The organism is Cytobacillus sp. FSL R5-0569, assembly GCF_038007265.1.
GTDB classification, from domain to species: Bacteria; Bacillota; Bacilli; order Bacillales; family Cytobacillaceae; genus Cytobacillus; species Cytobacillus kochii.
This window is the reverse complement of the sequence record NZ_JBBOWW010000001.1, coordinates 1391690-1414915: the sequence shown is the minus strand read 5'-3', so window position 1 is coordinate 1414915 and position 23226 is coordinate 1391690. Positions and strand designations below refer to the sequence as shown.

Below are 23226 nucleotides of genomic sequence, written 5' to 3'. Positions count from 1 at the left end.
TTTACCCGATAACCATTATGTATATAGTAGAAATCAGCGTAAATGAAGTCTTACATATAGGAATACTCACTATCATACCCAAAAAAAATCGTTACTGGTTCTATAGAATCTATTTTGTTTGTTTTCTTGACGCCAATCTCGGGTATCCTATAGAATATGACTAGTGGGTCACATCACCAATAAATATAACTGACCGGTCAGTCAAGTGTCAATTATATTATTGTGAAGTTTTTGTTAACACGGAGATTCTTCTTCGGTTAAGGAGTTGTTACAGATGAAAGAAAAAGAAAAAATAATTATTGAAGCTGCGATTAAATTGTTCGCTAAAAAAGGATATACTGCCACATCTGTACAAGATATCGCCACTGATAGCGGCATTTCCAAAGGTGCGTTTTATTTATATTTTAAATCAAAAGAAAAATTGTTAGAGTCCTTATTAATATATTATTTTGATCAATTAACTGAAGAAATCATGCAGTGGGACAATAAGAACCTCACAGCCAGAGAAAAATTCAAGGCACAAATCAATACAACCATTGATATGTTAATTCAACATAAGGATTTTATTATTACTCAAACAAGAGAACAAACCATACCTATTAATGAATCAATTAAAGAATTATTATTCACAAAGCAAATTGAAATGAATGAATTTTACCGCAAAAGTTTATCTTCTATATATGGAGAAGAAATGACTCCTTATTTATGGGATTTATCTCAACTCCTTGATGGTCTTTTTCATTCATACGTAAAAATATTAATCATTGACAAAGAAATATTTAAGCCTGAGCATGTGACTGATTATTTATTAAATAGAATGGACTCTTTAGCAGAAGGTCTAAAAAAAGAAGAACCTTTGATCACTGAAGCTAAGATGAACCGTTTCCTGCATAATTTTAATATATGTTTACCAAATACTAGTCCATCGACTACCATCGCAGATATTAGAAAACAAATACAAGCATGCGATGATAAGGAAACATTAGAGGTCTCCCTCGATATGATAGAAGAAGAAACCCAAAGGGAATATCCCAGACTTCCAGTCATTAAAGGAATGATTACAAACTTTAATCAATATCCTGATTTAAAGAAGCAATTGAATGATTTATTACAAATATAGAATGAGAGAAATTTGTCGATAAAAAGACCAACCTTTTTACTGGACATTTTCACTTTTAACGTTTATTTTACTATAAACAGGTAATATAAAGAGATATAGTGTAAATGAAGTAGAAGACTTCTGTACTTATAATTTATAAGAATGGATGGTGGAGAATATGGCAAATAACAAAGTTACGAATATCAGAAAGAATGAAAAGAAAGATGTAAGTATCGGAACAAGCGTGTCTTTAAATGGTCTCGTTACAGCAGTCTTTGATAATATGGTTCACGTACAGATCGGAGCCAAAATTGTCACTGTCAATATAAAGGATTTATATTCAGAAATCAATCAAACGTTACTTCCAAACCAATCAGTAAAAACACCATCGCAATCCGTCTAAAAACTGGTGAGAAATCTTATTACAGATTATATTTCCTAGGATAGTTAGTCTATAAATAAGGGCTAGTTATCCTTTTTTAATTAGATAATCAACGATACATTTATGAAATAAAACCGTTCGTTGTTGATGATTTAAAGGTTTACAGAAAAATTTTTCCTTCATCCTTTGCTTATTAACACTAGTTATTTTCATTTTTTAACGGTATGGCCTTTCCACATAAGAATATTCATTCTATTATTTTATTTACTTTGATGAATACTGAGATACTGCTTTTCTTCATTTTAGGTAAGCAGGACTTCAAAAAGAACCCTACAAATATTCATATCCTTCGCAAATATGATTTCTTTCACTGCTTAGTTATTGTTATTGACTAATGTTAACAGAGCCATAAAAATACTTACCTTGTTCAACGAACGATTCCTCAAGTTGAACAAGGTAAGTAAATTTGACCATGATACTGATACTTGAAATTGTCTAGTTTTATCAATAGAATTATAAGGATTTATCATCCACTACTTTAATGGATTTTTTTCATTTCTTTTAATCTTGTAGCATCACCTAATATTTGAATTAAGGATGCATCTTCTATAAGTAAATCCCCCTCTATTTCTACTACCCATGTATCATTAGCAATCATCTTCATAATTTCTGCTCCTTCAGGTAATTGCTGTAAGGCAGAGCGTCCATATGCAATCCAACTCGTTTTCGCACTACGCTGTTGATCAAGGGTGGACTCTTCATTAAAAGTATACTCCTGATCCTTTTCTGATAAATGAATCAAATCTTCTATAATTGCACTTGCTGTTGGATACATACCTGCACCTGGCCCCTGCAAACTAATACTCCCGACAATATCCGCCTCGATATGGATAGCATTTTGCACACCTTCCACCTGATATAAAGGATGGTTACTTTCAACTAACACTGGCCGAACAGCACATTTTACTTGAGAATGAGCGTATTCAATAGTTGCCACGTGCTTGTATCTAAGACCTAATTCATTAAAGAAAGTAATATCTGATTTAGCAATACTCGCAATCCCGTTTCTTTCAATCTGCTCGCTTTTTGGTTTCTCTCCATAAATCAACTCACTTAAGATAGCGGCTTTATAATACGCATCAAAGCCTTCAACATCATTCGTCGGATCCGCTTCCGCATAACCTAATTTTTGCGCTAGCGCCAGAGCATTATCAAATGATAATTGCTCTTCTCTCATTTTAGTTAATATAAAATTAGATGTACCATTCAATATGCCTTCAACCTTAGTTACTTTATTAGCATTTAGTAGTTTTTTTAAAGTTTGAATAATAGGAATACCGCCTGCTACAGTAGCCTCGTAGCCGACTGAGACATGATATTTTTTTGCTAATTCTCTTAAGATATTACTTTTTTCTGCAAACATCTCTTTATTTGCCGTAATTACGTGGCGACCTTTTTCAATCGCACTTTGTAAATAAGTTGCAGCCGGTTCAATACCAACAATTGCATCAATTACTACATCAATATTCTCCAATTGTTGGATTTTTTCATATTGGTTTGTCAACATAACTGACTGATCGGGGGCAGTATGCTTCTTAATGTCCCTCACTAGAATAGCAACAACCTTTACTTCTTCACTTAATAACTTTTGTAAACGCCCTTGATGCTGTTGAATTGTACGGTAAACGCCTTTACCAACAGTACCATAGCCAAGTAAAGCGATATTTATCGTCAAAACCCTTTACCTCCCATTACATCATATTACTGTAATTTTTGACTAAGTTTAGCAAGCTCTCTTGCCTTTAATTCTCTGCGCAATATTTTTCCACTGATTTTTGTTTTAGGTAGTTCTGTGACAATTTCCATTTCTCGTGGGGCAGAATGAGCAGCTAATCTTGTTTTTACAAACTTTCTAATCTCTTCAAGTAGTACATCACTGCCTGTAAATCCTTTTCTTAGGACAATAAAGGCTTTGACGATTTCTCCTCTTAATGCATCTGGTTTTCCAATGACTCCAGCTTCTGCTACAGCAGGATGTTCAATGAGCTTACTTTCAACCTCAAAAGGTCCGATTCTCTCCCCGGAAGAATTGATCATATCATCACTCCTACCTTGGAAGAATATATATCCATCTTCATCTTGAACAGCTAGATCTCCTGATACATACCAACCTTCAAAAGGAAAATATGACTGGTATTTCTCCTCATTCTTCCATACTTCTTTCATGATTCCTGGCCATGGTGCTTTAATTGCTAAGTGACCAATCGACCCTCTTGATTGTTCGACACCATCATCATCGAGGATAGCGATGCTTATACCAGGAAATGGTCGACCCATTGATCCGGGTTTAATTACTTCTGAAGGTAAATTGACAATTAATTGTGCCCCTGTTTCAGTCATCCACCATGTATCATGAATTCTTTTCCCTAACGTTTCTTGTCCCCAATAAATGACCTCAGGATTTAACGGCTCACCAACACTTAATAAATGTCTTAAGTTGGATAAATCATAATCATTTGGTAGGTCATTTCCTTCTGCCATTAACATTCTGTATGCTGTCGGTGCACTATACCATACAGATACTCCAGTTGTTTCTAATGTATGATACCAACCCTTTGCATCAAAGCGGCCACCATTAACAACAATTGTCGCTCTATTTAACCAAGGTGTGAAAATGCCATACACAGTTCCCGTAACCCAACCTGGATGTGCGGTACACCAATACACATCATCATCTTTTAAATCGAGTACCCATTTCCCCGTTTGATATTGATGAACCATCGCTCTATGAGCATGAATAATTCCTTTTGGCTTTCCTGTTGAACCGCTCGTATAGTGGATGTTTAAACCATGCTCGAGATCAACCCACGTCGTGATATCTTCTTCTTTTACTGTTTTCTCTAATTCTTTGATGAGTGAAATTTCTTTTTCACCTAATAATTGTACGTCATCAGCATCAGTAAGAAATATCTTCTCTAAACAAGGCAGTTCGTTCTTTGGTACCCTGTTAAGTAAGTCAGTATCCGTAATCAAAAATCTCCCATCACAATCAGAGATTCTATCTTTTACTGCTTCCTCCATAAATGCTTCAAAAAGAGGACCCGCAATTGCGCCGAGTTTAATGGTGGCAATCATTGTAAAATAACAATCGGGATGTTTAGGTAGAAAAATAAAAACGAAATCACCTTTTTTCACCCCTTGGTTTCTTAAAACGGTGGCGATATGATCCGTTTTTTCTTTAATCTCTGCGAATGTGTATGTCTCTTCATATGAACCATTCACATAATGCAACCCTATTTTGTTTCCATAACCGTCAACCACATGTTTATCAATACATTCATGAGCCATATTGACTAGACCTGATTGGCTCCAGCTAAACTGTTGTTTAACCTCATCCCATGAAATATTTTGACATGCCTCTTCATAGTTTGTTAAGTTGTAATCTCCTTCAATGGGGGCAAGCTGTTGCCGCTCTATCACTGTCATAATTCATTAGCTCCTTTATCTTTAGATTGCTTTCGAATGAGATAAATCTAATAATTGCAAAATCTCATCTTTTAGTGCAGCAAGATCTTTATCTCCTCTTGATCTTGGTTTTGATTTTTCAATTTTTATTTCTTGATATAATTCTCCCGGCTGTCCCCTAAGAATAATAATGCGATCGGCTAAATATAATGCTTCATCAATATCGTGCGTTACTAAGAGGATAGTTGATTGATAGGTTTGCCAGAGATTCAGTAATAAATCTTGTAATTGCATTTTTGTAAAAGCATCTAATGCACTAAACGGTTCATCTAAAAGTAATATTTCTGGTGAGGTAACGAGGGCTCTGGCAATGGCCACCCTTTGCGCCATCCCTCCAGATAAATCTTTCGGGTAATGGTTTTCAAACCCTTCTAGCCCAACGGCTTTAATATATTGCGCTATTTTACTTTGAACTTTTTTTTGTAGACCGAATCCGATATTGTCATAAACTTTTAACCAAGGCATCAATCTAGGTTCTTGGAAAATCATCCCGATTTTCTTATGAACATCATGGACAGTTTCGCCATCTATTACAACCTGGCCATCATATTGTTTATCCAAGCCGGATAATACACGTAAGAGCGTACTTTTACCGCAACCACTTGTTCCTAAGATTCCAATGACTTCACCTTTTTCTACCTTTAAGTCAATATTTTTGAATCCCGTTGTTCCATTTGAAAAAGTTCTAGACACTCGCTCAATTGATAACAATCTTACCACCTCCTACTTCTTGACGATCGTATCTTGCCAATGCAATGTTTTTGTCTCTAACCCTTTTAAAATGGCATCTGTTATTTTTCCTAATATGGCAAATAAGACGATACTAGAAATAATTAATTCCGGTGCATAAGTGTTTTGGCCATAAACAAGCAAGTAGCCAATACCTGTAGAAGCTCCCATTAATTCAGCTGCAACAACAAACATCCAACCAAGTCCCAATCCGCTTCTCAGCCCTACTAAAAAAGATGGCAAAGCTGCTGGTAAGATAATCTTACAAATTAATTGCCATGAGCTAAAATGATAGATTTTCCCCACTTCAATTAGTTTACGGTCAATTCCTTGAATGCCTGAAACGATATTTAGATAAACTGGGAAGAAAACACCGACAGCGATTAAAACCACCTTGGAAGGTTCCCCAATTCCCATCCAAAGAATAAATAATGGCACCCATGCCAATGAAGGTATGGAACGAAAAGCTTGGATCAGGGGATCTAATAAACTTTCAACTGTTGAAAAGTAGCCAACAGCGGCGCCGATAATTAAAGCTGCAGCAGTGCCAAATAAGAAACCAAGCACAAGGCGATATAATGTAATGCTCGTATGTGTCCATAAACTTCCATCTGTCGTCATTGTCATAAGTGATTGCAAAATGATTGATGGAGCCGGGAGTAAATGAGGAGGGAACACACCGATCCGACTCAAGTACTCCCATGCAAGAATAAGTAAGATTGGCACGATACTTCCAAGTAATACCCTTTGAATACTAGGGTTAATTTTTCTATGCTTCTCCTTACCCTCATTTACTTTGGGGATCGCTATGACTTCCTTCATATTCATTCTCCTTTACCAACCCTATTGAATGACCTCTGTTGAGAAATCTGGGTTTATTAATTCATCAACCACTTTACCTACGTCATCACTCTTAATAATGCCTTCTTCTTTTAAAACCTCACCAGCAGCATTTAATGCTTCTATTTGCACTTCACCAGGTATTGGTTCATTAAAGTCATTTCTCTCTAATTCTTTTTTCGCTACCTCTAGGGTGATTTGTGCTTCTTCTGCCAGTATCTCTGCCGCTTCTTCAGGATTTTCTAATACCCATGTACGAGCTTTTTCATAAAGCTCAATTACTTTTTTCACTTGTTCAGGATACTTCTCAGCAAATTCGCTTCTCACATTTAATGTGCCATAAGTGTTAAAATCGATATTTCGATAAATAAATTCTGTGTCTGCTTCAAGTTCTAATTTAGCCATATGTGGATCTAAACCAGCCCAAGCGTCTACTTGCCCTGTTGTTAATGCCGTTCCACCGTCAGCATGTTGCAAGTTAACGATTTCAACATCCGCTGATGTTAATCCGGCTTCATTTAATGAGCGCAGTAAAAAGATATATGGATCTGTTCCAATCGTTGCTGCTACTTTCTTTCCCTTCAAGTCTTCAACTGATTTGATAGCTGATTCTTTCGGTGCAACTAATGCCGTCCATTCTGGTTTTGAGTATATATAGACTGATTCAATTGGAGCACCATTTGCTTTTGCAATTAATGCCGCTGCACCTGCAGTTGAGCCAAAATCAACACTGCTACTATTAAGAAACTCAAGTGCCTTATTACTCCCTTGACTGAGGACAAACTCAACATCAATATCATCTTCGGCAAACGCTTCTTCTGCCCAGCCGAATTTCTTTAAAACTACACTTGTTGGAGAATAATAGGCATAGTCTAAAACAATTTTTTCTGGTTTTCCTTCGCCATTACTATCATCAGTGCTTGCCTCACTATCCCCGCAAGCACTAATGAATCCAATTGATAAAACGACAATTAAAAATACGAACCATTTTTTCATCGATGACTCTCCTCAATCTCGGTTTTAAATTTCACAAGCAAAGGTTACAATAGAACCTCTTAATCTCTGTGCCTCTTTATATGTGCAGCGATTTTGTACCACTTCAAGTCCGGCTTCTTTTGCTATTTCAACTGCTTTTGGTGAAATGACACCTTCTTGTAGCCAGAAAACTTTCGGTTGGATTTCTACTGCCTCTTTCGCCACTTCTATCGCAGCTTCAGGGCTTCTAAATACTTGCACAATATCAATGGTAAAAGGAATGGATTTTAAATTTGGATATGCCTGTTCACCTAATACTTCTGTTTCTCTTGGATTAACTGGCACGATTTGATAACCTAATCTTTGCATTTTTCTTGCTAAACGGTAACTTGGTCTAGCAGGATTTCCACTTAATCCAACAACAGCTATCCTTTTTGCTCTTTGCAGTTCTTTGCCATCCACATCTTCTTTTAATGAGGATGATTGTAATGCCCATCGAATAACACCTTCATCATTTACTGCTGTTTCTCCTTTTTGTTCTCCCTTCGAAGAAATACCAGTCGCTTCATAGAAGGCTTGATCTAAGTCATTGGTTAAATCTCTAACCGATTCAATCCCAACTGATAAACGTATGAGTTCCTCACTTACACCGCTTTTAATTAAATCTTCTGCACTTAACTGTTGATGTGTGGTTGAAGCCGGATGAATAATGAGTGACTTCGCATCACCTACATTGGCTACATGAGACCACAATGCAATTGTATCTATCACTTTTTTACCTGCATCTCGGCCACCTTTAATACCGAAGTTCACAATGGAACCGAAGCCAGTGTTTAAATATTTCTTCGCGAGTTCATGCGCTGGATGCTCTGCTAAACCTGGATATGCGACCCAATCGACAGCTGGATGAGCGTTTAAGAAATGGGCTATCTTCGCTGCATTTTCCGTATGTTTCTCTATACGTAAATGGAGTGTTTCCAATCCTTGGAGTAAAAGAAATGCACTATGTGGGCTTAATGATGACCCAAAATCGCGCAGCAACTGAACACGAAGTTTTGTACTGAAAGCGAGTGTACCAAACTCATTCGCATAAACAATACCGTTATAACTTGGATCTGGCTGAGTAAAACCAGGAAACTTATCATGATTCCAATTAAATCGTCCGCCATCAACTACAAGTCCGCCAATTGTTGTTCCATGACCACCAATCCATTTTGTTGCCGAATGAATGACAATATCTGCTCCCCATTGGATTGGTTTGCAAAGATAAGGTGAAGCGAAAGTATTATCAATAATAAGAGGAATATCATTATCATGAGCAATATTTGCAACTGCCTCTACATCTAGGACATGAAGACTTGGGTTCCCAATAATCTCTCCATATAAAGCCTTAGTTTTTGGCGTAATCGCTTTACGGTAATTCTCAGGGTCAGATCCATCAACAAAATGAACTTTAATCCCATATTTCGGAAGTGTTATGGCAAAAAGATTATATGTTCCACCATAAAGGTTCGACGCTGCAACAATCTCATCACCCGCTTGGGCAATATTCATAATTGAAAGAGCTATAGCTGCCATTCCAGATGAAGTCGCTACTGCCGCTACCCCATCTTCTAATAAAGCAATACGTTTTTCTAATACATCTACCGTTGGATTACCGATTCGTGAATAGATATTTCCCGTCTCATCTAATGAAAATAGGCTTTGCGCATGGTCTGTATTATGAAAAACATATGAACTTGTTTGATAAATAGGAACTGCACGAGATCCCGTTGTCGGGTCTGGTGATTGACCTCCATGTAATAAAATCGTCTCATCATCATAAGTGTTAAATTGATTCGTCATTATATACTCTCCTCTACTTTTTAGTCGGATGATTAAAATAAATAACCCCCTCTTCATAAGAAGAGGGGGTTGCCTCATCTTATCTTCCAGACATTTACTGCCTGCAGGATTTAGCACCTTTTCAAGCAATTGCTTGAAGGTTGCCGGACTTCATAGGGCCTGATCCCTCCGTCACTCTCGATAAGAAATATTTTATTTTTTAAAGCGTTAATACTTTAATTACAAATAGAATTATATCCAAAAAATGATTTGTCGTCAATATGAAATCTGAATATATTTTATATTCCAATAAAATATTAGCTCTATCACATAAAAAGCCCTTCTACCTAGAAGAGGCAGAAGGGCTTTGAATTAACGAGCTCACCTTCTCCTTATCTTTGGATAATATCCTCTGAAATTAGCACCATACAAAAGATTGCTGGTTGCCGAGGCTTCTCTGGGTCAGTCCCTCCGCCTCTCTGGATAAGAAGTTCATATTTATTTGTTTAACATCATATACCCTTTTATAGGGAATCGTCAATAACATTTTGAAAATTTATTTATTTTCATCCTGGATAAGCGTCAAAAAGTGATACAGTATCTTAGCTGTTAACCCCCATATCACATGACCTTTATAAGTATAAAAAATTTCTTGCATCCTCCGCGTTTGCCATTTATATTTTTCCCCATTAGGAATGAGATGATAGGGAAAGCTACTATTAGGCTCTGGCTTCATCTCAATATAATGAATAGATGGTCCCTCTTTCAAAAAATAAGCAAGTGGTACTGTGAAAATTTGATCCACTTCCTCTGGATTTAGCTTAAGATCACTGATGCTCTCTATTGTGCCTACAAACGGATAAATCACTGTATCATAAGGTGTCACTACATAATCAAGTTCTGAAAAAACAGAGACTTCTCCAATTGGGATACCTAACTCTTCACTGGTCTCCCTTTTTGCCGTCTCTATTAAATCCACATCGTCTTGATCCATTTTCCCCCCAGGAAAGCAAATTTCCCCTGGCTGTCTTCTCATAGATAAAGACCGTACTTCAAACAAAATATGTATTTCTCCATCTTTTTCTATTAGGGGAAGAAGAACAGCGAATTTAACCAATCTGGAGCTACCCAATATATCTGATTGACGATGCTGTATCTCTGATCTTATTTCTTCCAAATCCATGTTAATTACCTCCAAACCACACGACTTAAATCTTTATTTCACTTTCTGCAATCTATCAATCATCCCCATTGTGCAGACATTTAAATCTAAGCCTATTAGCTTCTTATCCTCTGCACTAAGTTCAACATCGTGCGCTGTTAATAAATAATGTTTTACTTGTTCCAACAATTCCGATTGTATGGCTTCTTGCATTTTTATTATGTCATTTCCTTGGAGAAAAACGTCATCTGCAACTGAAGTAAATATAGGTAACCAATAACGAATTTGAGTAAAAACATCCTTTGGTTCAGGGCCCTCACCATAATGCCCAAAAAAGATATGTTGTGGTTGAAGTGATTCGATTTTTTCAACAGAAGATAACATCGCCTCTGGATCAAATTGATTAGGAGAAGTCGATGGCAGAACTAATGGATAACCTTTTCTTGCTATGTTAGGATAAAATACGCCAATTGTATCGCCAGTAAAGAAGCCATTACTTTTCGAATCATGGATTGAAAAGTGGTGCTTTGCATGGCCAGGGGTATCATAGAAAGTTAACAAACGCCCACCGATATCCAATGATTGTCCCTCTTCCATCGCGACTAATCTCTTCTCATCAATTGGCACAATCGGATTAAATAGTTGATCAAAATCATCGCCATATACCATTCTAGCACCAGCAATTAATTTACTAGGGTCAGCTAAATGCCGTTTACCTCTTGGATGAACATATACTTTTGCTTCTGGACATTGTTCTAAGAACAAACCAGTTCCCCCAGCATGGTCTAAATGTACATGAGTGACAATAATATGCTTGATGTCTTCAAGGTTAATGTTCAATTCCTGCATTCCTTCTATAAGATGGGGAATCGAAGGACTAGCACTTGTTTCAATCACTGTTAATTCTTCAGCACCTAATATATACGCCCCCGTACGCTCAGGTGTTTGTAAATCCATTAAATCAATCAATTGAATATCATTACCTAAATCTTGAATTTTGTGCAAAGGAAACCCCTCCATATTACTCTTTATGAAAATTATGACATAAGTAGATGAAGAGAGCTACTTAAAAGAATTACAGATAAAAGTGCTCAAATCTACATAGTGCTAAGTCAGTTGAGCAAAAAAAAACACAGCATCAATCGCTGTGATATAACTAAAAAGCTCGATTGCTTTGTTCTCATCATTTTTCAAAACCTGCCTCCGAAACGCTCGTAAGTAAGCTATTACACTTCAGAACTTAGTTGCGAACCTTTCAAAACAGGCTCTCATTAAGCCAACTTTTCCTTCTGTTCTTGTTCTTTAAAAAAGCCTTTCATCGCATGGAATACATCAGCCTTCTGCTTTAAAATATAATAACGGAACAAATCATTTTTTATATTTTTGTATGCTGACATTAAAGTGGAATGGCGGTTATATTGATTCACTTCCCCGTAGCCAAACATACTTGATACTTTCATTAACTCTTCAACAAGTTTTACACATCTTGCATTATCTGAAGTTAAATTATCCCCATCTGAGAAATGGAATGGATATATATTATATCTGACTGGGTTATACTTTTGATCAATTAACTCCAATGCTTTACGATAAGCAGACGAACAGATTGTGCCGCCACTTTCTCCTTTAGAAAAGAAATCTTCTTCTGATACTACCTTTGCTTCTGTATGATGCGCAATAAATTCAATTTCTACCGTTTCATATTTCGTTCGTAAAAACCGAGTCATCCAAAAGAAGAAACTTCTCGCCATATATTTCTCCCAGATACCCATCGATCCACTTGTATCCATCATTGCTAGCACAACTGCTTTCGATTCAGGCTTCACGACTTCATTCCAAGTCTTGAACTTTAAGTCTTCTTGATAAATGGGGTGAAAAGCTGATTTCCCGTGCATCGCATTTCGCTTAAAAGCTGACATCATTGTTCTCTTTTTATCTATATTCCCCATAAGACCAGTTTTGCGAATATCATTAAATTCAATATTCTCAACGACAATTTGATCTTGTTCCTTTTTCTTTAAGTTCGGTAGCTCCAATTGTTTAAATAACGCTTCCTCAATTTCCATTAAAGAGACTTCTGCTTCAAAGTAATCCTCACCCGCTTGATCCCCTGCACCTTGCCCTTTACCTTGCCCTTTCTGACCTGACCCATCTCTCGCTACTACATCACCAACTTGACTATCGCCATCACCTTGACCGACATGCTTATTCTTATCATAATTGTAGCGAATTTTATATTCATCTAAGGAACGAATCGGTATTTTAACGACATCACGACCATTGGACATGACAATGTTTTCTTCTGTAATCAGGTCAGGTAAATTGTTTCTGATGGCATCCTGTACTTTTTCTTGATGGCGTTGTTGATCATCATGCCCTTTACGATGGAGGGACCAATCTTCCTGTGACACGACAAACTGATGGTTTTGATTTTTTTCGGTCATTCTCATTTGCCCTCCTTTTTTGTTTATAAAAAACTTTAAGGATTTTACGGAATTCATTCACATATCCCACCCAAAAACATACAATATGACGAGTGTCCATTGCTAACCTGAAAATATTTACTTATAGCTAGGTTCAAAAAATGTTGATTACTCTATCCTATGCTTTAAAACAGAATTATTTACATATTATTTAGACAATTATTAAAGTTGGGCGATTACTATCTATCATCCATCGTTCAACTAATACAAAATTGAATATAATGAAAAAAGCAATGGGGTCCATTGCTTTTTTCATTGTTTGTAGCTTTTATGATTTTCGCTTACCGACTTCCTGTTTAGGGTCAGGTGTTTTTTGCATTTCTTTCAATTCTTCTTTCGATTTCATTTGTTCCATTTCTTTTCCAAGAGTTTCTATTTCTTCTTCATTGCTTGCCATTGAGCTATTTTCCGGTACTTTTTCTTCTTTTGACATATTCGTCACCTCTATTGTTTAAATACCCTATTTCTGTCTTTTTTAAACAATAGACTGGACGGTTTACCTATTTAATAGACTACCCACATAACGAAGTAAATCATTTGCAGATGTGGAATTATAGCCATGTTCATCAATAAGACGTGCGACTACTTCATTAATCTTCTTCAATTGTTGTTCATCCGGTGTTTTTGAAGAAGTTGTAATTTTGACGACATCCTTTAAGTCAGCAAATAATTTCTTTTGAATAGCTTCACGCAGGCGATCATGCGAATTATAATCAAATCGTTTACCTTTTCTAGCATAAGCACTAATACGAATGAGAATTTCTTCACGAAATGCTTTTTTAGCATTTTCTGAAATCCCGATTTGCTCCTCAATCGAGCGCATTAGTTTTTCATCTGGATTGATTTCTTCTCCAGTAAGTGGGTCTCTTAGTTTAGCCTTATTGCAATAAGCCTCAACATTATCAAGGTAATTCTCCATTAATGTTTTCGCTGATTCTTCATAAGAGTAAACAAATGCCTTTTGCACTTCTTTCTTCGCAATTTCATCGTATTCTTTTCGAGCAAGTGAAATAAAGTTCAAATATCGTTCTTTCAGTTCAGCAGTAATGGATGGATGTTGATCTAATCCCTCTTTTAATGACCTTAATACATCTAAGGCATTAATCGACGTCATCTCTTTACGAATGATGGTAGAGGAAATGCGATTGATTACGTAACGGGGGTCGATGCCACTCATTCCCTCATCTGCATGTTCTTTTTTCATTTCTTCTACGTCTGCACGATTAAAACCTTCTACACTTTCACCATCGTATAAACGCATCTTCTTAACTAAGTCAATATCGCCTTTTTTCGGATCCTTCATTCTTGTTAATATTGTAAACATAGCAGCAACTTTTAATGTATGGGGAGCAATATGAACATCTGACACATCACTTTCAAAAATCATTTTCTCATAAATTTTCTCTTCCTCGGTTACCTTCAAATTATATGGAATTGGCATCACAATAATCCGTGAATGCAGTGCCTCATTTTTCTTATTACTTATAAACGAACGATATTCCGTTTCATTTGTATGAGCAACAATCAATTCATCCGCTGATATTAAGGCAAACCGGCCTGCTTTGAAGTTCCCTTCTTGCGTTAATGATAGGAGATGCCATAGAAATTTTTCATCGCATTTAAGCATTTCTTGGAATTCCATCATACCCCGATTGGCCTTATTCAGTTCCCCATCAAATCGATAAGCTCTTGGATCAGACTCGGAACCATATTCGGCAATTGTGGAGAAGTCTATACTTCCTGTTAAATCAGCAATGTCTTGAGATTTAGGGTCAGAGGGGCTAAATGTACCAATCCCTACCCGCTTATCTTCTGAAAACATCACTCTTTCGACTATTACATCTTCAATTTTTCCATTATATTCTTGTTCAAGCCTCATCATATTGAGTGGTGATAAGTTTCCTTCAATTCTAATTCCATATTCATCTAAAAAGTCTTTGCGCAAATGATGTGGGATAAGATGAAGTGGGTCCTCATGCATTGGACAGCCTTTAATGGCATATACCGCTCCTTTATCTGTTAATGAATAGGCTTCTAACCCTCTCTTTAACATCGTCACAAGGGTTGATTTCCCGCCGCTTACCGGCCCCATTAATAATAATATCCGCTTTCTCACATCTAATCTTTTCGCCGACGGATGAAAATATTCTTCGACAAGTCGTTCTAATGACTCTTCTAGGCCAAATAATTGATTGCTAAAGAATTCATATGTTTTCTGCCCTTTCACATCATTAACACCAGCGTCTTTGATCATATTATAAACCCGTGAATGTGCGGACTGGGCAACCCATGGCTTTTCTTTTATGATTTCTAAGTACTCTCCAAAAGTCCCTTCCCATTTCAACTTTTCCTCTTCTCGTCTATACAACTCCACTTTTTTTAGAATATCCATATGGACCTCCCCCTGTCACATTATCAGAGACGATTATTACAATCTATGCTTGAAGAAAAACAAACATGCTTACCGAAAACAAATGACAAAAAATTTAGTCGGTTAAAGGGCTTTTACAAATAAAAACAACATTAGATTATCCATCCCCCAAGATCTGTAAAAAGTGGGTCTTGAATAACGCTAATATCTAATACACATTCCTATGCAGAACTGTCCAATAATATCCATGATTTGCATTCACTATTTAAATTTATTAGGATATAATAAAGTTATATGTTGTGTTTCTATTTTTAGGAAAAAGGAGGCCATACATAATGGGTACAGTCCTAATTTTAGGTGTGATGGTGGCATTTTTAGTTTCAATTTTCACAGCGGGCTATGATGATAAGCCTGGTAAGCACATTAAATAATATGCGCTAACACAAAAAAAACTGCGAGAGTCTAACTCCCGCAGTTTTTTTATCGTTTATCTAAACCTTTTTCTTGAACAAATTGCTTCATGTACATTCTCTTTTTACGCTCAAACATACCAGCAATCTGACTTGTCCAAGTATCATCACGCTTACCTGCTGTTCGCTCTTTATAGTAAGCAGAAATCACCTCATTATATGCTTGTAATTCTTGAATATATATGTCCTTGTCCTGTTCATATTCATTTTCATGATAAATATGGTTCATTGGTAGACGCGGCTTTTGCGCATTCCTTTTCGCTGGGTACCCAACTGCTAGTCCGAATAATGGTATCACATGATCAGGTGTTTTTAATACTTCGCTTACTTCTTGAAGTTGATTCCGTAAGCCACCAACATAACAAATGCCAAGACCCATGGATTCAGCTGCTAAGCTTGCGTTTTCGGCTGCTAAAGCTGCATCGATTAAAGCCACCATAAATTTTTCCGTACTTTCAATGGACTCAGTTAAATCTATCCCTTCTAGTTCTGCAATGACTTCATGACGATGAAGATCTGCGCAAAACACAAAGAAATGCCCACTGTCTGCAACAAACCCTTGGTTTCCTGCCAATTCGGCCAACTTTTCCTTCTTCTGTTGGTCGGAAACACCTATAATAGAATACGCTTGTACAAAACTTGAAGTAGAAGCAGACTGAGCGGCTGTCACAATCTCCTTAATTTGCTCTTTCGTTAAACGTTTATCCTCAAAATGGCGTACTGAACGATGGTCTTTCATCAATTGAATCATTTCATTCATCATCTCATCTCCCCTATGTAAAAAAATTAGTATATAAAAAGAAGATCTTGCCAAATGTAAGAGCAGACCTTCTTATTCACGCTAGCTCATTCGTGGATATCCTTGCTGACGCAGGGCTTCATAAATCAAAATAGCTGCTGTGTTTGATAAATTTAGTGAGCGCATATGCTCATTCATAGGTATTCTTAAAGCGCGATCAAGATTCGCTTGAATAAATTCCTTTGGTAAGCCAGTTGTTTCTCTTCCAAAGATAAAGAAGTAATTTTTTGATTGATCACTATAATCAAAAGTAGTATGCGGTTGTTTCCCATGTTTTGTTAACAAGAAAAATTCGCCGTCTTTATTTTTCTCTAAAAATTCTTCTAACGAATCATAATAAACAATATCTACATACGTCCAATAATCTAAACCCGCTCTTTTTAACATCTTATCATCCGTTGAAAACCCTAATGGTCGAATTAAATGAAGCGTTGTATAAGTAGCTGCACAAGTACGAGCGATATTACCTGTATTGCTTGGAATTTCTGGTTGATATAAAACAACATTCACTGACACTAACTGTTCACCTCTATTATAATATCTCGCTCTTATTATACACTTCTTCAGCTCATTACGAAAGGTAAGTGCTAGGCATCATAAATCGTAAAGAATTTATATTTAATATTTTCAGTATAAGCGGTAGAGTCTTCATAATCCCAATAGCGTTTGCGACTATTAGTCGTATGGGCATTTACAAGCGGCATATTCTGTTCATCTTTAGCCGTCACAATCGTCGTATGGTCAAAACGACCATCTCCTTGAAAATCATAACAAATGACATCTCCTAGCAATAATTCCTCAGGACGCTCCACTTCTTTCGCTCGTAATCCAATTGTCGAGTTAGCTAAATGAATACGCATAGAATGAGCTACACTCCAACTATAGCTCCAATTTTTACTGCGCATCCACCACCCCGTTCCCCTAGCAGGAAATCCGCGCATCGGGGCTCCTCCTGCATGTAGACATTGAGAGATATAATTCGTACAATCGACATCAAATGCATGAAACTGTGGATTATGGCTATTCCACCATTTTTCTGCGTATTGTACCGCTTTTCTGCGGTCAAAATGAAATGGATAAGATGAACGCGAATCTTCCTCTAAGATATCAACCGTGTCTTGATCATAAAGAACCAACTTTTCTTTATCCTCAACGAGCGTTTCTTTATAAAACTCAGCCACTCGTTCTTCCACCTCTTCTTCAATATAAAAAGTCTTTCCTTGCTTAATTAAATATTGAAAATGCGCCTTATACGAAATATATTTACTATCTTCTTGAATGTGCGGCTCTCCTTTGATTTTTCCAATTGCCTTTGCCTTTACGATACTTGCTCCCCTTTTTTCTAAACTTCTTTTTTTATTTTTTATCTTCATACAAGTATGAATAGATTCTCTCTCATTGCTGACACATTGCCTGACTCTTTTTTCTAATAGTTCTTGCAATTGTTCTTTCATCGTATCACTCCCTCCATTAACATGCATATGTTCATAAGAGGGGTTTAACGATAAAAAAAGAGAAAGTAATCGCATTACTTTCTCACATACTACATAATAGGATTAAACATCTTTAAACCTTTTTCGATTTCTTGTTGGACTTCAGGATCCTCTTCTGTAGCTTGCATTGCTTGTAAAGCTTTTTCTGCCTCTTCGCCTCCAATTTTCCCTAATGCCCATGCTGCTGTTCCTCTAATTACTGGTCGTGGGTCTTTTTTCATTAACATGATTAAATCTCCCACAGCTGATTCATCCTTAAAATGAGCTAGAGCGATAATACTATTTCTCTGAATAGGTTTCCTCCCTCTCCACGAACCAGAAAGACGACCAAACTTCTCCTTAAACTCTCTATTGCTCATATGAAGTATCGGTTTTAACAAAGGTTTGACAATTTCTGAATCTGGCTCCATTTCTTCATGAAAATGAAAATCCTTGCCTTTATTTTCTGGACAAATCGTTTGACAAGTATCACAGCCATAAATTCGATTCCCTAATTCTTCGCGAAACTCATCGGGCATAAATCCTTTTGTTTGCGTAATAAAGGAAATACAACGTTGCGCATTTAGTTGCCCGCCTTGAACGAGTGCACCTGTAGGACAAGCATCAATACATTTCGTACAAGTCCCACACTTTGACTCTAGTGGCTCGTCCGGTTCAAAAGGAATATTTGTGATGGTTTCACCTAAATAGACGTAAGAGCCGAATTCAGGTGTAAAGATAGAACAATTCTTTCCACTCCACCCTATACCCGCTCGCTCAGCTACAGCACGGTCAGATAAAGCACCTGTATCGACCATTGATGTAAATCGGACATCAGGAACAAGCTCTTCCAAGTAGGCTTCTAACTTACTTAGACGATCCTTCAACACTAAATGATAGTCATCTCCCCAAGAAGCACGGCAAAAAATACCTCTTCTCTCACCCGGTTTACTCACTACGCGCTCTCTCATCTTTGTTGGATAAGCTAGGGCAATACTAATAATCGACATCGGTTGATCCATCAATAACGCAGGGTTGACTCTCTTTTCTATATCAGGCTCTTCAAAACCTGATTGGTATCCGAGCTCTTGTTGTTTCATTAATCTATTCCGCAAACCATCAAAAGTTGATGCAGTGGTAAATCCAATCTTATCTATTCCAATCGTCTTACTATAGCGAATGATTTCTTCTTTTAGTTCAGCTATATTCAAGGATTATTCACTCCTCCTCGGTTTTCCATGTGATTCATCTTCCCTCTCATGATAAACTAGTTATTATAAAATCAGGAGGTGTAAACATTGGTAATCAACATTTCAAAAGATTTAAAGACCTTATTCCCTCAATTCAAAATAGGCATCATTACATACAATCATATCACTATATCAGGTTCTCCCCAAATGGTAAAGGGCCGCTTACAACTCTTTCAAGAGTCATTATTTTTTGATCTTGAAGAAAAGAATATAACTGAATTTGCAGGGATAAAAGAATGGCGAAGTATTTTCAAACAAACAGGTAAAGACCCCAACAAATATCGTCATTCTGCTGAAGCAATGTATCGAAGAATTAAAAAACAGAACTACCTACAGAGCATCAACAGTGCCGCTGATATTAATAATTTTTTCTCATTAAAATACGAAGTCCCGATTGGCATATACGATTTAGATTGTATCAACGGAAATATTGATGTGAGAATCGGAGCTGATGGAGAAGTTTACGGAGGATTAAACGGACGTGATAATTCACTAAAAAACTTAATTATTTTAAGTGATTCACTTGGGCCATTTGGTAGTCCATTTGTAGATTCTACTAGAACAAATGTTAATGAACAGACAACCAATGCATTACAAGTCGTCTTTTTAAGACATTCAATTGAAACAGTTGAGGCACAAGCACTGCTCAACTCACTAAAAGATATGTTTATCCAAGTTCATGGAGGTAATGGTCAAGTTGAGGTAATAGTTTAAAAAAATAATATCCTATTTTTCTACAGCATTAAATTTGGCTATAGAAAAAATGCACCCCACTTGTTAGATTGTGTCTAACAAGCGGGGTGCATTTCACTCTTATTTTGTTCGATTTTTAAGTCTATTATTTCTTAGCCATTAAATATAGAAAATACGGCGCCCCAATAAATGATACAATTACTCCCGCTGGTATGCCAATCGTATCAAGTAAAACTCTGCCAACCGTATCTGCTGAAAGTAAAAGTAAGCCCCCAAACATTGCCGCAACAGGCAAAAACAACTGATGTCTAGGACCGACTAAGCTTCTTGCAATATGGGGTGCTAACAAACCGATAAATGCTATACCACCACTAACGGATACTGACGCAGCTGCCAAGGCCACGGAAGCCAATAACAGTATATACCTTTCCTTATTCGTTTTAACTCCAAGACCTACAGAAAGCTCTTCATTTAAAGCCATCGTATTTAGCGTATTTGATTTAAAGTAAATGAACGGGATTAATATTGCAAGCCAAGGAAGGAGAGCAAAGACAAATAACCAATCATCTCCCCATATTCTCCCTGCAGCCCAGTTGGCGAAGAAATCATACTCTTCTCTAGCCATTTTAGAAGCAAGAGTTAACAATGCACCATTTATAGCAGCAGCTAATCCTACACCAACTAAAAGCATTCTACCAGGTTGAATGCCCTCCCCTCTCTTGTAAGAGAGAAGGTAAATGAATATAGCGGTAATTAATCCTCCAATTAAAGCGAATAGTGGCAACAAATATAAATGATTGCCTGTACTATTTCCAAATAACAAAACAAAGAAAACGACAAACAAACCGGCACCTGAATTAATTCCTAGTATTCCCGGATCTGCTAACGGGTTCCTCGTAATGCTCTGTAAGATTGCCCCCGACAAAGCTAAACCCATGCCTGCGAGCACCGCAATCAGTATCCTCGGCAATCTAAAGGTAAATAAAATCAGGTTTTCCTTCGCCGTTCCATTACCAAGTAATGTTGGCAAAAGACGATCGGGACTTAAAGAGGCAAATCCTGTTGCTACACTAATTGTAAAGATAAGCAATAGTAACACAAACGTCGAGATAATGATAATAATTGAACGTTTAAAGTGGCGGGCACTAATCATATTAATGATCTCCCCTTTCTTGCAAGGTACAAGAAGAAAGGTAGGCCAAGTATTGCTACAATTGCTCCCATTGGTGTTTCAAAAGGAGGATTAACCATTCTTGCTGCCGTATCGGCTAAAACTAAAAACACACTACCTATTACGGCTGAACACGGAATAATCCATCTATAATCCGTACCGACTAAAAATCTCACGATATGAGGAATTAATAAACCAACAAAAGCAATCGCCCCAACAAGAGAAACCGCGGCACCTGCTAATATAAGAACAACCGTCATGAGCACAGCCTTAACAATAAAAGTTCTTTGCCCTAAGCCTTTAGCCACATCTTCTCCAAAGCTTAATACAGTCAAACTTCTTGAGAGCATGATGGCAATTATAATACCGAAAAGTACTGTAGGTGTAACAATTTGCAACTGTGCCCATGTTGTTCCTGAAACGCCACCAGCAGTCCAAAAGGCAATACTTTGTGATAATTTATTTATAAGTGCTATCCCTTCTCCAATCGATGAAAGAAATGCAGTAACTGCCGCACCAGCTAACGTTATTTTTAGTGGACTCATCCCACCTCTTTTCATTGCGCTAAATCCAAATACTAAGCAAGCAGCAATCCCTGCTCCAATAAATGAGAATAACATAATAATCATATAATTTGTATTGCCTACATACGAGAAGGCAATCGCTAGTCCTAAACTTGCACCTGCATTTAAACCTAGTAAACCCGGATCTGCTAAAGGGTTTTTTGTCATTCCTTGCATAATGGCACCACTAACAGCAAAAGCCGCGCCGACAACAGCAGCTCCTAGCTCACGAGGTAATCGTATACTTCTTATAATTTGGTGGTCTTCGTTTCCTTGTTCATAAGCAAATACAGCTTGCCAAACATCTGCAAATGAAATACTCGCTGCTCCAACCGAAATAGCCAAAACTAAGCTACCTACTAAAAGTAGGCAGCTTAGTGCTAGAATAATAGAAGCAATTGCAGGACGTGCATATATTTTCTTTTCCTTTGCTTCATTAAAAGTATTATTTTTCATTATATTACTTAGCCCCAAGTAAATTTTCAACGATAAATGTTAATTCTTCTTCCAATGAAATGGGATCATTGAAATAGAAAGAAGAAGAGTCAAATGTAAACACGCGGTCATTTTCCACTGCTGGGATGCCTTTCCAAACATCTGTTTCAGTAAAGGAATTATCGGCTCCTTGTCCATCTCCTAGGAAAATATAATCTCCAGCATATTTTGGTATGACTTCTGAAGATATAGCTAAGTACCCTGGTCCAAATACTTCTTCTTCTACCGCTTTAGGTGCTTTTAAACCAAGTGCTTGATAAATGATTTCTGTTCCGCGTCCCCAGTTCTCACCATACACATACATGTCTTTACCAAATGTCTCAAATACCATAATAGTCGCATCATCACCAATTGCCTCTTTTACTTTCTCACCTTCAGCAGCTGTCTTTTCTTTCCACTCTTCCACCCATGCTTGTGCTTCCTGCTCTTTTCCTAACACCTTACCTATTTCAAGGTGTTGATCTAAATAGCCATATTTTTCATAAGTTAATGTGACGGTTGGCGCGATTTCTTTGTATTTATCTAAATTTTCGTCAGTTGAATATGCAATAATTAAATCTGGTTCTAATTCTAATAATTTCTCTACATTATCTGCTGTAATGACTTCAGAATCTTTCAGTTTATCACCATAAAATTTGTTCGCTTTAGACCACTCATCTATTGCTACTGGCGTAATCCCTAATGATAGAACATTACCAGTGTAAGCCATAGATGCTACTCTTTCAGGATTAGCTGGTAACTCCATTTCTCCATTTTCTGATTTATATGTAAATGTTTCTTTTTCCGTTTCCTTACTGCCTTCACCTGACGATTCATTCCCACCATTTCCGCAAGCTGTTAAAACTAATAATAGAATAAAAAATAAAAATACCAATTGCTTTTTCAAGTTCTCCATCCACCTTTAAAATAATAATCATTCTCAA

General features: G+C 36.9%; 21 protein-coding genes and 2 riboswitches. Of the genes, 3 read left to right on the top strand and 18 right to left on the bottom strand.

From position 1 onward, the window contains the following. Positions 1-274 precede the first annotated feature (274 nt). Together MKX78_RS07370 and MKX78_RS07365 are read left to right on the top strand one after the other, a co-directional pair. On the top strand, positions 275-1120 hold the full coding sequence (locus MKX78_RS07370) for a TetR/AcrR family transcriptional regulator (RefSeq protein WP_095369969.1): 846 nt from the start codon (positions 275-277) through the stop codon (positions 1118-1120). 157 nt (positions 1121-1277) lie between these two features. Then, the gene (locus MKX78_RS07365) at positions 1278-1502 is read left to right on the top strand and encodes a hypothetical protein (protein ID WP_095369970.1); all 225 of its coding nucleotides are present in this window, start codon (positions 1278-1280) and stop codon (positions 1500-1502) included. Between the two features lie 517 nt (positions 1503-2019). Here the strand turns inward: MKX78_RS07365 and MKX78_RS07360 are convergent. The 15 genes from MKX78_RS07360 to queG form a co-directional block, all read right to left on the bottom strand. Continuing rightward, positions 2020-3216, bottom strand: a complete 1197-nt coding sequence (locus MKX78_RS07360; RefSeq protein ID WP_307318285.1) for a homoserine dehydrogenase — start codon at positions 3214-3216, stop codon at positions 2020-2022. A gap of 26 nt (positions 3217-3242) precedes the next feature. After that, the gene (gene acsA / locus MKX78_RS07355) at positions 3243-4967 is read right to left on the bottom strand and encodes an acetate--CoA ligase (protein WP_328198628.1); all 1725 of its coding nucleotides are present in this window, start codon (positions 4965-4967) and stop codon (positions 3243-3245) included. Between the two features lie 21 nt (positions 4968-4988). Further along, positions 4989-5717 (bottom strand): ABC transporter ATP-binding protein, encoded by a 729-nt coding sequence (locus MKX78_RS07350; RefSeq protein ID WP_307318281.1) that lies wholly within the window; start codon positions 5715-5717, stop codon positions 4989-4991. Positions 5718-5729: 12 nt separating this feature from the next. Next, a complete protein-coding gene (locus tag MKX78_RS07345) occupies positions 5730-6557 on the bottom strand; it encodes an ABC transporter permease (RefSeq protein WP_233435275.1) in 828 nt (275 codons plus the stop codon). A gap of 21 nt (positions 6558-6578) precedes the next feature. Further along, complete coding sequence (locus MKX78_RS07340) at positions 6579-7571, bottom strand: aliphatic sulfonate ABC transporter substrate-binding protein (protein WP_322909117.1); 993 nt, start codon at positions 7569-7571, stop codon at positions 6579-6581. A gap of 24 nt (positions 7572-7595) precedes the next feature. Beyond that, positions 7596-9395, bottom strand: a complete 1800-nt coding sequence (locus MKX78_RS07335; RefSeq protein WP_095369976.1) for a PLP-dependent aspartate aminotransferase family protein — start codon at positions 9393-9395, stop codon at positions 7596-7598. A 76-nt stretch (positions 9396-9471) separates the two neighbouring features. Beyond that, positions 9472-9582, bottom strand: a riboswitch (SAM riboswitch). A 181-nt stretch (positions 9583-9763) separates the two neighbouring features. Beyond that, positions 9764-9864: riboswitch (SAM riboswitch) on the bottom strand. A gap of 66 nt (positions 9865-9930) precedes the next feature. Then, complete coding sequence (locus MKX78_RS07330; protein WP_095369977.1) at positions 9931-10557, bottom strand: NUDIX hydrolase; 627 nt, start codon at positions 10555-10557, stop codon at positions 9931-9933. A 33-nt stretch (positions 10558-10590) separates the two neighbouring features. Continuing rightward, the gene (locus tag MKX78_RS07325; protein ID WP_328198624.1) at positions 10591-11541 is read right to left on the bottom strand and encodes an MBL fold metallo-hydrolase; all 951 of its coding nucleotides are present in this window, start codon (positions 11539-11541) and stop codon (positions 10591-10593) included. A gap of 266 nt (positions 11542-11807) precedes the next feature. After that, positions 11808-12980, bottom strand: a complete 1173-nt coding sequence (gene yhbH / locus MKX78_RS07320) for a sporulation protein YhbH (RefSeq protein ID WP_095369979.1) — start codon at positions 12978-12980, stop codon at positions 11808-11810. A 307-nt stretch (positions 12981-13287) separates the two neighbouring features. Beyond that, positions 13288-13452: a hypothetical protein gene (locus MKX78_RS07315; protein WP_180316988.1), complete on the bottom strand. Its 165-nt coding sequence runs from the start codon at positions 13450-13452 to the stop codon at positions 13288-13290. 63 nt (positions 13453-13515) lie between these two features. Beyond that, positions 13516-15411, bottom strand: coding sequence for a PrkA family serine protein kinase (locus MKX78_RS07310; RefSeq protein WP_307318272.1), 1896 nt, complete (start codon positions 15409-15411; stop codon positions 13516-13518). A gap of 459 nt (positions 15412-15870) precedes the next feature. Then, positions 15871-16620: an oxygen-insensitive NADPH nitroreductase gene (gene nfsA, locus MKX78_RS07305; RefSeq protein ID WP_095373493.1), complete on the bottom strand. Its 750-nt coding sequence runs from the start codon at positions 16618-16620 to the stop codon at positions 15871-15873. A gap of 81 nt (positions 16621-16701) precedes the next feature. Continuing rightward, a complete protein-coding gene (trmL, locus tag MKX78_RS07300; RefSeq protein ID WP_095369981.1) occupies positions 16702-17175 on the bottom strand; it encodes a tRNA (uridine(34)/cytosine(34)/5-carboxymethylaminomethyluridine(34)-2'-O)-methyltransferase TrmL in 474 nt (157 codons plus the stop codon). Between the two features lie 71 nt (positions 17176-17246). Next, positions 17247-18113, bottom strand: coding sequence for an amidase domain-containing protein (locus tag MKX78_RS07295; protein ID WP_095369982.1), 867 nt, complete (start codon positions 18111-18113; stop codon positions 17247-17249). 89 nt (positions 18114-18202) lie between these two features. Continuing rightward, positions 18203-19342 (bottom strand): tRNA epoxyqueuosine(34) reductase QueG, encoded by a 1140-nt coding sequence (queG, locus tag MKX78_RS07290; protein WP_095369983.1) that lies wholly within the window; start codon positions 19340-19342, stop codon positions 18203-18205. Between the two features lie 87 nt (positions 19343-19429). On the opposite strand from queG, the gene MKX78_RS07285 reads away from it, so the two are divergent. Continuing rightward, positions 19430-20095 carry a B3/B4 domain-containing protein gene (locus MKX78_RS07285; protein ID WP_095369984.1) on the top strand — a complete coding sequence of 222 codons (666 nt, stop codon included), beginning with the start codon at positions 19430-19432 and terminating at the stop codon, positions 20093-20095. A gap of 124 nt (positions 20096-20219) precedes the next feature. Here the strand turns inward: MKX78_RS07285 and MKX78_RS07280 are convergent, their stop codons facing one another. The 3 genes from MKX78_RS07280 to MKX78_RS07270 are packed head-to-tail and all read right to left on the bottom strand — an operon-like array spanning position 20220 to position 23189. Then, positions 20220-21227 carry a FecCD family ABC transporter permease gene (locus MKX78_RS07280; RefSeq protein ID WP_095369985.1) on the bottom strand — a complete coding sequence of 336 codons (1008 nt, stop codon included), beginning with the start codon at positions 21225-21227 and terminating at the stop codon, positions 20220-20222. Beyond that, a complete protein-coding gene (locus tag MKX78_RS07275; protein ID WP_095369986.1) occupies positions 21224-22264 on the bottom strand; it encodes a FecCD family ABC transporter permease in 1041 nt (346 codons plus the stop codon). The genes MKX78_RS07280 and MKX78_RS07275 overlap by 4 nt, the downstream gene beginning before the upstream one ends. 4 nt (positions 22265-22268) lie before the next feature. After that, positions 22269-23189: an iron-hydroxamate ABC transporter substrate-binding protein gene (locus MKX78_RS07270; protein WP_341050375.1), complete on the bottom strand. Its 921-nt coding sequence runs from the start codon at positions 23187-23189 to the stop codon at positions 22269-22271. Between the last annotated feature and the right edge of the window lie 37 nt (positions 23190-23226).

What these genes read in the sequence shown, in the direction of transcription:
- MKX78_RS07295 (WP_095369982.1), bottom strand. Translation starts at nt 18,113, where the DNA reads ATGAAAGAACAATTGCAAGAACTATTAGAAAAAAGAGTCAGGCAATGT.
- MKX78_RS07370 (WP_095369969.1), top strand. Translation starts at nt 275, where the DNA reads ATGAAAGAAAAAGAAAAAATAATTATTGAAGCTGCGATTAAATTGTTC.
- acsA (WP_328198628.1), bottom strand. Translation starts at nt 4,967, where the DNA reads ATGACAGTGATAGAGCGGCAACAGCTTGCCCCCATTGAAGGAGATTAC.
- yhbH (WP_095369979.1), bottom strand. Translation starts at nt 12,980, where the DNA reads ATGACCGAAAAAAATCAAAACCATCAGTTTGTCGTGTCACAGGAAGAT.
- MKX78_RS07345 (WP_233435275.1), bottom strand. Translation starts at nt 6,557, where the DNA reads ATGAAGGAAGTCATAGCGATCCCCAAAGTAAATGAGGGTAAGGAGAAG.
- MKX78_RS07275 (WP_095369986.1), bottom strand. Translation starts at nt 22,264, where the DNA reads ATGAAAAATAATACTTTTAATGAAGCAAAGGAAAAGAAAATATATGCA.
- MKX78_RS07310 (WP_307318272.1), bottom strand. Translation starts at nt 15,411, where the DNA reads ATGGATATTCTAAAAAAAGTGGAGTTGTATAGACGAGAAGAGGAAAAG.
- MKX78_RS07335 (WP_095369976.1), bottom strand. Translation starts at nt 9,395, where the DNA reads ATGACGAATCAATTTAACACTTATGATGATGAGACGATTTTATTACAT.
- nfsA (WP_095373493.1), bottom strand. Translation starts at nt 16,620, where the DNA reads ATGAATGAAATGATTCAATTGATGAAAGACCATCGTTCAGTACGCCAT.
- MKX78_RS07365 (WP_095369970.1), top strand. Translation starts at nt 1,278, where the DNA reads ATGGCAAATAACAAAGTTACGAATATCAGAAAGAATGAAAAGAAAGAT.
- MKX78_RS07340 (WP_322909117.1), bottom strand. Translation starts at nt 7,571, where the DNA reads ATGAAAAAATGGTTCGTATTTTTAATTGTCGTTTTATCAATTGGATTC.
- MKX78_RS07315 (WP_180316988.1), bottom strand. Translation starts at nt 13,452, where the DNA reads ATGTCAAAAGAAGAAAAAGTACCGGAAAATAGCTCAATGGCAAGCAAT.
- MKX78_RS07330 (WP_095369977.1), bottom strand. Translation starts at nt 10,557, where the DNA reads ATGGATTTGGAAGAAATAAGATCAGAGATACAGCATCGTCAATCAGAT.
- MKX78_RS07280 (WP_095369985.1), bottom strand. Translation starts at nt 21,227, where the DNA reads ATGATTAGTGCCCGCCACTTTAAACGTTCAATTATTATCATTATCTCG.